The organism is Saccharibacter sp. EH611, from assembly GCF_009834765.1.
In the GTDB taxonomy this organism is placed as follows: domain Bacteria; phylum Pseudomonadota; class Alphaproteobacteria; order Acetobacterales; family Acetobacteraceae; genus Saccharibacter.
Genome location: NZ_WVHP01000008.1, coordinates 1 through 10,111, shown reverse-complemented (window position 1 = coordinate 10,111; position 10,111 = coordinate 1). Strand labels below are relative to the sequence as shown.

The following is a 10,111-nucleotide window of genomic DNA, read 5'->3' as shown; positions in this document are numbered from 1 at the left end:
ACAAGCTTCTTACAAAAACGGAAACTTTATCATGAACACTCTCTCTTCTTTTGTTGGCTATCCCGCTTACGTGACACGTTGGACGATAGGCCGCGTCTCATTACGCGCTGTATTGGCGGGTATGTTCCTGCGTTTGTCCGTCTCCCTTTTGCGCCCTCATTTTACTAAGAAGACGCGCAACGATGTCAGTGACGCAGGAACGTACGCCCTTAATCAGATTCTCCTCGAGCTTTATCATCAGCGTAAGTCTTAATGTCATGCTCCCAGCCATCAAGAATATCACGTAATATCACTGGGAAATCTTTTTTATGCCCCGGCCCGTCCAATAACGGTTCAATAGTATTCTGTAGAATGGTCGCCGTTTTATCTGTCTCACATAACAGGGCACAGATGATGCGACGCAAAATCTTCGCCTCGTATTCTTGCCTTACATCATGCTTTTCGCCGTCTGACATACGTTGTTGTTCTATTGGCGTCGGCCCACTTGGGAACCCAACACCAACATTGAGACTCCCAAAACGGCGTATATGTTCTGCGTCGTTATGCTCAATGCGAGAAGCTACTTCTCTAAGATACGCACAGCTCGAATTCATGTGAGTGTCCCTTTCTAAAAAACGTTCCCTACCCCCTCGTTAAAGGAGCGTCGTTCATTGAGCAATTACACGCTCATACATGCTCTCCCACCACAACAGGAACCTACCCTATGAGCAGTCTTATGGGGGCTATCCCCATTTCCAAAACCGTTAAAGTCACCCCGTCCGCGATTACCTCCGCAGGCGGGGTGTCGTTTATCAACGGAATGATCCTCACCAACAACACGCAAGCATTGCCGGATGGGAAAATCCGGGCCTATGGCTCCAGCGCGGCTGTAGCGGCGGACTTCACACCCGCAAGCATCGAAGCTCAGATGGCAAACGTGTATTTCTCAGGCTTTCGTGGCACCACACAAACGCCAAACACGCTCTACTTCTACGGCGTTGATCCCGCTTCGGACACAGACCCTGCGTCTTTGATGAACGCGCTAACAGCCGCCACGCAGAGCTTTACCGGCTTCACGACAAGCTGGGAGCCAAGCCTTGCCCAAAAGCAAGCCTTCGCCACATGGACAAGCGCCCAGTCTGATCGCTACTGGTATGTCCCGTGGGATACCGATGAGCAGGCCCTTGACCCACAAAGTGGCGCAAGCTTTGGCGCGTGGCTGAAAAAGCAGTCACCAGAAGGCACAACCGCCATTTATAAAGACCCGCTCGTCTCCGCCCTTTGCCTCGGCTGGATGGCGTCTCTGGACTTCAGCGCGACCAATGGCCGCACAAATCTGTGCTTCCGCCGCAATGGGGCCATCACGCCCGCCGCGATTGACGGACAACAGGCAGATGCCCTTATCGCCAACGGCTATTCCTTCTACGGCGCAAACGCGAACGGCCTTGGCGACTGGCAATGGGTCAGCAATGGCGCGGTGTCAGGCCAGTTCCTCTGGGCTGATAGCTATATCAATCAAGTCTGGCTCAACGCATCCTTCCAATCTGACCTCATCAATCTCCTGCTTAATGTGGGGCAAATTCCTTACAACACGCAAGGTGACGGGCTCATTAGCGCGGCGGTGCAGAACACCATCAATCAAGCCGTCAGCTTTGGCGCCATTCGCCCCGGTGTGGCGCTGACAGACCTTCAAAAACAGCAGATTGACGGTGCAGCAGGCACGTCTATCAGCGATACGGTGCAAACGCGCGGCTGGTATTTCCAACCCAATGCCTCCTCAACCCCGGCCTCTGTCCGCATCGCACGAGGCAGCCCGCCTTGCCGCTTCTGGTACACCGACGGACAATCTGTCCAATCCATCAACCTAGCCAGCCTTGAGGCGCAATAATGTCAGAACGCCAGATTACCTCCGCCGATGCCACGTTCACATTAACCGTTCAAACCCTATTCAACGCGCCGATTATATTAGAGAACTGGTCAGCAAACCGAGCGTGGGAAGCCCAAGCGCTCAAGCTCTCTGACACGCGCTTATCAATTGACGGGAAACTCAACAAAGGGTTTGTGCCGTCAGCCTATGATATGACGCTGACCTTCCAACCCAATAGCAACACATGGGATGTATTCGACGCCATTCAGGTTGCATCACGTCAAGCCCGAACGGTTTATACGCTCAATGGTGAGCTTACACTCCCTAGTCTGGAAAGGAAATATACGTTCGTTTCTGGCTGTGTGCTTGACGTGGCTGCTACTCCCAATGGTGGCGAGCTGATCGAGGAACGAGCTGTGCATATCCGGTGGGAAAACGTCCTGCCAGCAGGGATTTAAGCCATGAAGAGTATTACATGGAGCCCACAAGAAGGTAATGATGCAGGCAAAGTCTTCATTATTACCCGTATGCCCGCTTTCACAGCAGATCGTTGGGCACGTAATGTTGTGCGTGCACTTGCCCGCTCTGGAGCGAGAACGCCGCGTGAGGCCCTAGAAAGCGGTATTGCAGGGCTATCTGGCCAGAGCATGGCTCTCTTCGGCCACCTTACTGATGACGAATGTGACGCCGCCTTTCAAGGTCTTATGAACTGCGTGAAAATCCAACGCGACCCTAAGACTGAGCCCGCCCCCCTTATTGAAGCCGATATTCAAGACGCCAACACTTTATCGGAACTGCGGACGGAGGCCTTTAAGCTAAATATGGATTTTTTCAAGGCCGCGATTTACCAGATTTATCCTCTGATCGCGGCTTTGAGAATTCCAACGATGGGCGAAAACCCACCCGCTGCATAAACGTCTCCGCTCCGCTGGCTCTCGTTATCGGCTCAAAATTGGCGACGTTGCACGAATTACAAACACTCTATGACAGTGAAGACATGTGGCTTCTTTGGGAAGTAGCCGCAGTGGAGCGTGTAAATGGCTATTCTTGATACCCTCACCATACAACTTAGTATGGACGGCACCGGCTTAACAAAAGGCGTTAAAGAAGCCGAAGGAAACCTTAAAAAAGTCCATGAAAGTGCCGAAAAAAGTACAGATACCCTTGTAGAGTCCGGCAAGAAAGGGGCGGATACGTTCGCTGCTTTTCGACAGGAAGCTATGGGGGCTCTTGCTCTCTTCACCGGAGGTGCTGGAATTGCCGCTTTTACTAAGGATATTTCCCGAGCCAATACAGCTCTAGGCAGCCTTTCCCGGCAGCTCGATATTGCTCCACAAAAACTCACGCAGCTTCATGAAACGATGAAAGCAACTGGAGCGAATGAGGGAAGTGTCGATAACTTTCTCACGAACATCCAAAACAAAGCCAGCACCAATGAGGGGGTGAACCAGCTGAAATCCCTCGGATTGCTCTTGAACACAGATTTTATCGACAAGAACAATAACGTAAGAGCGGATATTTTCGACCAGCTCGCTCACTCAAAAACAGCCCAGTCACTCAATCGTGGGGTGCTGAGTAACTATATTCGGCAAGCGGGTGGCGATGAAGCCGTTACGAACCTCGTAACGCGTAAAGATTATGACGGGCTCAAAAACAGTTTTGCCAACATTGGCCCCACCCCCGATCAAGTGCGACAGGGTGAACAGCTCCTTGCCGACTGGACAGAACTCAAGGCAAACACCAATCAAGTGATGCAGCAGGTCTTTAGCGATCTTGAGCCTTCTATCCATCAATTTATGCAAGCCCTCATTACCCTTGAAAAAGCTCATCCTGACGTCATCGCTGAGGGGATAGAACATATTGCCGTTACCTTAACCGCTCTTTCAGCAATCCTGACAGCTCGCAGCTTTCTCACTGCTCTTAAAGCAATAACAGGGGCCGCAGGAGGCGGATCAGGCGGTTTAGGCTTTATGCCTGCCGCCATGATTGCAGAAACGGTTGGCGAAGCCGTAAAGCAAGATGTGAAAGAAACCGGGCATGCTCCAGACGATCCTTATGCGGGCGCTGAGAAAACTTTCTTTGGCGTCAATACGGAGGGAGTAACCGCCCAAGAAAGCCATATCTCTGATAATGACGCTAGAAAACATTGGGAAGACCGCACGGGGCTCCCACACTTTCTCGCCCCTGCCGATCAGGCTGATTTAGATAGTGAGCGTGCGCGCATCGTAAAGGAGCGTCGTTCGGAAGAAACAGAAACACAAAGCCCTTCTTCCTCCCCAACGCAAATCTACTCTCCAGAGCCCACGCCCTCCACTGAGGCCGGGAAACAGCAAGAACCAGTCACGACCGCCTATCATGACCGAGGTATCCGCAACAATAATCCCGGCAATCTTCGTTTTGTTCATCAGAACGGAGCAACGCCTGAAAATTTCAACGACCCCAAACACAGCTTTGCGGTTTTTAAGACCGCGACAGAGGGGCTCATGGCCCTCAAGACCCAGATTAGCCTCTATAACGGGCGTGACCATCTGGACACGGTAAGGGCTATCATCAGCAAATATGCCCCGCCAAATGACAACAACAAAACCAAGGACTACATCCATACCGTTTCTCACGACCTCAAAGTGGGGGAAGATCAGCATCTCGGGAAAATATCGCCACGCGTGATGGCTGCTCTCATGCACGGGATTATTCGTGTCGAAAACAGTAATCACGATCCTTACGGGCAGAACGTAGAGCGTATCGCAGGACTTATGAGCGTCGTCCCAGTGACGTCCTCACAGGTAACGCACCATAATACGCACACCACGCATACTCACACCCATTCACCTACCATCAACATCGCTGTGAATGGCACGAACAACCATCCAGAAGAGGTAGGGAAAATGGCTTACCAAGGCACATCTGATGCCCTGCAGCGCTATCAAGGCGGGAGGGTTGGATGACAAAAGCCCTAACAGACATCTCTGGCACGCTCTCATCCTTTGCAGGTGGTGCGATAGATAACTGGGCCATCCAGCGCGCCGCCCGACAATGGGGGATTTTCTCCCACCCCGCACAAGAAACAACCGGCTTTCTCAAAAAGGTCGGCAATGTCCTCGGGGATGATGTCTCCAACATATTCACCAAAGGCCCCAAGAAAGTTCTTTCTGCAGCCCATGTGGAGGCACTGGAATTTGCCGAACGCTCCGACATCTCCACAGCCCCGCAGGAAGAGGGAAATTTTGTTAGCTACAACAAGGTTTTTGAACCCTACACGGCAACAATCCGCTTTATCTGCGACGGCTCAGAGACGGGGAATATTGGTGAAAACCTTCTGCCCGGCTTCGTGAAAGGAATCCTCGGGGATGGCCCCGACAAAGTGCGGCGCGACTTTATGACAACTCTCGCAGCCCTCGTGAAAGACACCACCCTCTACTATATCGCCACCCCTGAACGGATCTACAAACACGCCAATATCATCAGCTACCGCGTCGGTCGTAAAGCAGAGGGCGGGGTCGATATGATCGTCGTGGACGTTCAAGTGCAGGAAGTCCGGCAGAGCAAAAAAACGGGATGGGTAAAGACGAAACACCCACAGGGCGCACAAACGCAAGATGCCGGGAATGTTCAGCCCAAAATTGAAGTAGGAGAGATCTATTGATCATCACAATCCCTCTCAAGCCCATCCCCGCACAACGCTTCACCTGCCCCCTTGCAGGCCAGAGCTACACGTTCTGGCTCAGGCAGCTTCAATCAGGCCTCTATCTCGATCTGACCATACAGACCCGCCCACTCATCCTCGGCGCTCTCTGCCTTCATGGCACCGACATCATCCGCAACCCCGCAAGCCCCCTGCAAGGCACACTCACCTTTACCGACACACAGGGAAGCCAAGACCCGGACTATACCGGCCTAGTCTCCCGCTTTGTGCTCCAGTTTGAGGACACCGCGTCATGACGACTGAAAGTATGACCGTCCAAGGCCATCGCCGCTCCCCGCCCGATCCATCTTTTACCCGAAAACAAATCGCCGTCACCTTTAACATCGTCCGAACTGACGGCGCGACCGATAGCCTCACCCTAGAAAGCGACTACCGCATTCGGGGCACCGTTACCCACGCAGGCATGAGCATCGGCAGCGAACTTGCGATGGACATCTGGGGCATGTCGATGAACGACATGAACCGCCTCTCCTTCGTCGCTAACCAACCTAACGTGGAAAACCCCCGTACGATTAACCAAAGCAACTCCACCGTCATTGTCCGCGTTGGGGATTATGGCCAACCGCTGACCACGCTTTTTATGGGCCAAATCACAGAAGGCTTTGCATCCTATTCCAACGCTGACCCGGTCTTCCACCTCCACGCGATGACCAGCACGCTTCTCTACGGGATCATCCCAGACCCCATCAGCTATCGCGGCCCACACTCTGTCGTCTCTATCCTATCCGACATCTGCACAGCCGCAGGGTTACAATTTATTGATCATGGTGGGTGGGATAGACACGCGATCATCCACAATACCTATCTCGAAGGTAGCACCCTTCAAATGATACGGAAAGTGGTGGAGCATACATGTCGTGGAACATTCAATTACAGCCCTCTCAATGCGCCTAGCAACCAAACAGGAACTCCTTTTATTGCTCTAGTAGAAGTCTGGGGGCCTGCCTATGGCGGCGTTACGGACGGACTTTTAAAGAACGAAATTCCCTTCGTTTCATCAAAAACAGGGCTAATTGACTATCCGCAATATAGCCGTGCGGGCGTCAATTTCTCTTGCCTGTTACGGCCCGACCTTGCTTATTACCAACCCCTGAAATTAAAAAGCAGCTATACCCCCGCCGGTTGGGTGCCAGACTCCCATCATGGCTCTGGGATCAACGCTCAAGGGCAGCTCATTGCCGACCCAAATGCTCCGTGGAATGGCTATTGGCTCCCCGTCTCCATCACCCACGAAATTTCTTCAGAGATACAGGGTGGCCCGTGGTTCACCCATGTTGAATGCCAACGCACAATTTTAGGAGAGAAACTTGCCATCCCCGTCTAATTCCCCTTATCTCAACCAATCCGTCGCAGGTGGGAACCTTAAATCAGCTATAGACAATCTGGTTCACAGCCATCTGACAGACATAGGCCCGTCTATTTTAGTGCGCGTTGAAAGCGTCGATGCTGGTGGAGCCTCTATTACAGGCAAAGTAGATGTTCAGCCTATGGTGCATCAGCAAGACGCTGTGGGCCGCCCTTTCCCACGCGGTCTCATTCACAACGTGCCTTATCTTCGCATCCAAGGCGGAACTTCAGCCCTGATTATTGACCCACAGCCGGGAGACATCGGCTTTATCATCGTAGCAGGGCGCGACATGACGCACGCCATCACGACCCGCGCCCCGGCTCCTCCCGCATCGTTCCGGCAACATTCCTTGGAAGATTGCATCTATGTAGGTGGATTCCTCAATAACGGGCCGGATCAATTCATCCAAGCTACTTCAGACGGATGGCGTATCGTCACACCCGGCACCGTGGACATTCAAGCCTCTAAAATTACTGCCAACTGCGATATTGAAACGTCAGGCGATATGAAGGCCGGCGGAATTTCTCTTAAAAATCACACGCACGGCGGCGTGCAGTCTGGAGGTAGCAATACCGAGCCACCAAGCTAATTACTTCAAATTGCGCCGCTCACAAACTCCGGAGCGCTCAATGTGAATTATGAGGTCTTGATCGCTATCATAAGCCTCCCGGAAACCGCCATCATAATCTCCTGTAAGCTGAAGAATATAGCGAGTGCACGCACTGTTAGGTTTATGAGAAGTTGCCCAAATACCTTTGCGCGCTGTTTCCGGTGTCATGCCCATACGGCGCAAATGAAGTTCACCCTCAGCCTGAAGACGAGCGGTAGCTGATCGCCTCATAGCCTGCACCTCGGGAGAATTGTCTGGATTATTGGCGACTTCGCTAGGGGTAAACTGACGGCATCCATTAGGGCCACACGTAAATCCTGTTTTTCCCCAGCTTTCTGGCACACCCATGGATTTAGCTAAACTTTTCCGCGCCTGTTCCGGCGTTAATTGAGCATGGGCTACAAGGGGGACATTAACCAACCCTGCTGTTAGTATAGAAACGGCCCAAAGTAATTTTTTCATTTCTCTGATACTTTCAATCAGTCACGCTCATCAAATACAATGTTATCAATTTTATCATCTGTAACATCATAAAAACAGGAGGCTTTCATAGGGCGCATATTTCCGTTTCTATCTGGAACATGTGCCATATTGTCCATAAGTATTACCTCCACACTTTCTTTATTAAGACTTCCATTGAAAAAGCTTGAGTAAGAACCACCTAGAAAAATGCTCGTTAGCGATACACTACCATATTTGGAATAGCTATCTGTATGAGCATCACATTCAGATCGAATTCGGTTATAGCCTGACCAATTATTCGCCATATCAGATATATCCTTACAAGCCCTCCAATCATCATGACAACTACCAGAATGTTTGTTTAACGCAGGGGATTTATCTTTCATGGGAAGAGCAGAACCAATGTTATTTTGCCCATGCTTCTCCTCCCCCGATACCGCAGCCTGCGCCGTATGGAAGGATACAGCGCCATCGTCGGCCGCCTCTGCCGTCTTTGCTTGATAGAATGGGAACGGCAAAGAAACACGGTGTTCCGCTGCCCAAAAGGCCATGCTATCTACAGCACGCGATGTCCCGGATAAGGGCAATGTCCATCTTTGCATATCGCCATTAAAGGTGAGGTTCACATTTTTCGATGATGTTAGGGCATGGATAAAAGCGCGGATATCGTCGCCCTCTCGGTCAAAATTCCAAGTATGTCTAATATAAACGGTATCTCCATTAGAAAAGTTCAGTGAAATGTCATTAATGTTTTCGGCATCTTTTAGAGCAGAAGTCGGGGGCGTGAGAGAGACATCAAATTCACCCTTTTTTGAGACGGAGAACGACATAGAGGGGAAAACTGTTATGGTACGGCAGGAGAACTTTTCATTGTCCTCACCACAATACCAGTTCCCGCTCTTCTCCAGCACATTTGAAGAGATAAGATAATGTCCCTCAGAACTTTGTTGAGGGAATGTTTTTTGAAGCCATGCACGGGCTTCTGGAGAAGAGACTTCTTGCGCGTGGGAAGACATGCCGAACGACACCAATAATGCCGCCATTGAGGCCATCCAAATAGGTTTTATCTGCACACGCCGCCCCTTTCTCTACTTTTAAAATGTCTTCCCTATCCATAGCGGAGATGGGAGTTTTCGCAAGTGCAGAGGAATTAGCGCGGCCTACTAAAAAGCGTATTCTTCACTCTTTCGCCTTTTGCGCTTCTCTTTCGTTAATTTCTTCTTGCTTAATTCGCTTCAAAGCCTCTGCCCAAATATCAAGCAGCGCCTCCAATTCAGTACTATTTAAATTGGGCATTGATGACAGCAGAGGCCAAGAAAAATGAACGCACTATGAACGCCCAAGTGGTTTTTATGGTGAGAAATGAAATGAAAAAAGAAGAGGCGCTGGGACAAATCGCCAAACCGTCCACCAACGCCTCTACACAACCAGCTACAGGAGCTGACCAATGACGGACATTAACCTAATTCCCTTCACATTTGAAGGAAAAGATGTGCGGGTCGTTACACAGAACAATGAACCTTGGTGGGTTCTGTCTGATGTGTGCAGCGTTTTAGAAATTCGCAATGCCCCCGATGCAGCAAAACGGCTCGATACGGACGAAAAGTCCACTATCGTTATTACCGATAGTGGGAATCTCAACGCTGAAAGAACCATCATAAACGAGTCCGGCCTTTGGTCTCTCGTCCTCACCAGTCGCAAAGCAGAAGCCAAGCGCTTCAAGAAATGGCTTACCTCTGAAGTCATTCCCTCCATCCGCAAGCATGGCGGGTATATGGCAACGCACCAAGAGGACACCCCCGAAACGCTCATGGCTCGTGCCCTTCAATTGGCAGACAAGACGATTAAGGATCGCGATGCACAACTAAAGGATGTACTCCCCAAAGCCAGCGCCTTCGATGAACTCGCCAACACAGACGGTCTCTTCACTCTCCGTGATAGCGCCAAACTGTGCGGGTGGCCTGAAAAGCTTTTCATCCAGAAGCTCGTGCAAAGCCCGATCAAGTGGCTTTATGTGCATTCATCCTCTGGCCGCAAGCTCGCTTATGCAAAGCCAATTAAGGACGGGTATATGGATGTAAAGCAGGTCACGGTCTTCCATAAAACCACGGGTCGGGAAACCTACGGCCAGCCCATGATTAC

14 protein-coding genes are annotated in these 10,111 nt (G+C 51.0%); 11 read left to right on the top strand and 3 right to left on the bottom strand.

The genetic code is table 11. The annotated features are described in order from the left end of the window. Nucleotides 1-253: hypothetical protein (locus tag GS535_RS04100; protein WP_237442193.1), on the top strand; the 253-nt coding region annotated here is incomplete at its 5' end. Here GS535_RS04100 and GS535_RS04095 read toward each other — a convergent pair. Next, a complete protein-coding gene (locus GS535_RS04095; RefSeq protein ID WP_160792549.1) occupies nt 210-593 on the bottom strand; it encodes a hypothetical protein in 384 nt (127 codons plus the stop codon). The two genes, GS535_RS04100 and GS535_RS04095, sit on opposite strands and share 44 nt — an antisense overlap. Before the next feature lie 110 nt (nt 594-703). Between GS535_RS04095 and GS535_RS04090 the strand changes: the two genes are divergently transcribed. The 8 genes from GS535_RS04090 to GS535_RS04055 all read left to right on the top strand — a co-directional run bounded on the left by GS535_RS04090 (nt 704) and on the right by GS535_RS04055 (nt 7,486). Next, on the top strand, nt 704-1,867 hold the full coding sequence (locus tag GS535_RS04090; protein WP_160792548.1) for a DUF3383 family protein: 1,164 nt from the start codon (nt 704-706) through the stop codon (nt 1,865-1,867). Beyond that, nucleotides 1,867-2,304: a phage tail fiber protein gene (locus GS535_RS04085; RefSeq protein ID WP_160792547.1), complete on the top strand. Its 438-nt coding sequence runs from the start codon at nt 1,867-1,869 to the stop codon at nt 2,302-2,304. The genes GS535_RS04090 and GS535_RS04085 overlap by 1 nt, the downstream gene beginning before the upstream one ends. 3 nt (nt 2,305-2,307) lie before the next feature. After that, the gene (locus GS535_RS04080; RefSeq protein WP_160792546.1) at nt 2,308-2,760 is read left to right on the top strand and encodes a phage tail assembly chaperone; all 453 of its coding nucleotides are present in this window, start codon (nt 2,308-2,310) and stop codon (nt 2,758-2,760) included. A gap of 123 nt (nt 2,761-2,883) precedes the next feature. Then, nucleotides 2,884-4,791, top strand: coding sequence for a hypothetical protein (locus tag GS535_RS11015; RefSeq protein ID WP_202401647.1), 1,908 nt, complete (start codon nt 2,884-2,886; stop codon nt 4,789-4,791). Then, nucleotides 4,788-5,489, top strand: a complete 702-nt coding sequence (locus tag GS535_RS04070; RefSeq protein WP_160792545.1) for a hypothetical protein — start codon at nt 4,788-4,790, stop codon at nt 5,487-5,489. The genes GS535_RS11015 and GS535_RS04070 overlap by 4 nt, the downstream gene beginning before the upstream one ends. Further along, nucleotides 5,486-5,785: a phage baseplate plug protein gene (locus GS535_RS04065; protein WP_160792544.1), complete on the top strand. Its 300-nt coding sequence runs from the start codon at nt 5,486-5,488 to the stop codon at nt 5,783-5,785. Before GS535_RS04070 ends, GS535_RS04065 begins: the two co-directional genes overlap by 4 nt. Then, on the top strand, nt 5,782-6,873 hold the full coding sequence (locus tag GS535_RS04060) for a hypothetical protein (RefSeq protein WP_160792543.1): 1,092 nt from the start codon (nt 5,782-5,784) through the stop codon (nt 6,871-6,873). Before GS535_RS04065 ends, GS535_RS04060 begins: the two co-directional genes overlap by 4 nt. Next, a complete protein-coding gene (locus tag GS535_RS04055) occupies nt 6,857-7,486 on the top strand; it encodes a Gp138 family membrane-puncturing spike protein (protein ID WP_160792542.1) in 630 nt (209 codons plus the stop codon). Before GS535_RS04060 ends, GS535_RS04055 begins: the two co-directional genes overlap by 17 nt. Here the strand turns inward: GS535_RS04055 and GS535_RS04050 are convergent, their stop codons facing one another. Both GS535_RS04050 and GS535_RS04045 read right to left on the bottom strand, forming a co-directional pair. Further along, a complete protein-coding gene (locus tag GS535_RS04050; protein ID WP_160792541.1) occupies nt 7,487-7,969 on the bottom strand; it encodes a hypothetical protein in 483 nt (160 codons plus the stop codon). 17 nt (nt 7,970-7,986) lie between these two features. Then, complete coding sequence (locus tag GS535_RS04045; RefSeq protein WP_160792540.1) at nt 7,987-9,042, bottom strand: hypothetical protein; 1,056 nt, start codon at nt 9,040-9,042, stop codon at nt 7,987-7,989. Between the two features lie 225 nt (nt 9,043-9,267). Here GS535_RS04045 and GS535_RS04040 point away from each other — a divergent pair, with 225 nt between their 5' ends. Both GS535_RS04040 and GS535_RS04035 read left to right on the top strand, forming a co-directional pair. Then, the gene (locus tag GS535_RS04040) at nt 9,268-9,420 is read left to right on the top strand and encodes a hypothetical protein (protein WP_160792539.1); all 153 of its coding nucleotides are present in this window, start codon (nt 9,268-9,270) and stop codon (nt 9,418-9,420) included. Next, on the top strand, nt 9,417-10,111 hold a 695-nt coding region (locus tag GS535_RS04035; protein ID WP_160799154.1), incomplete at its 3' end, for a phage antirepressor KilAC domain-containing protein. The genes GS535_RS04040 and GS535_RS04035, both read left to right, overlap by 4 nt.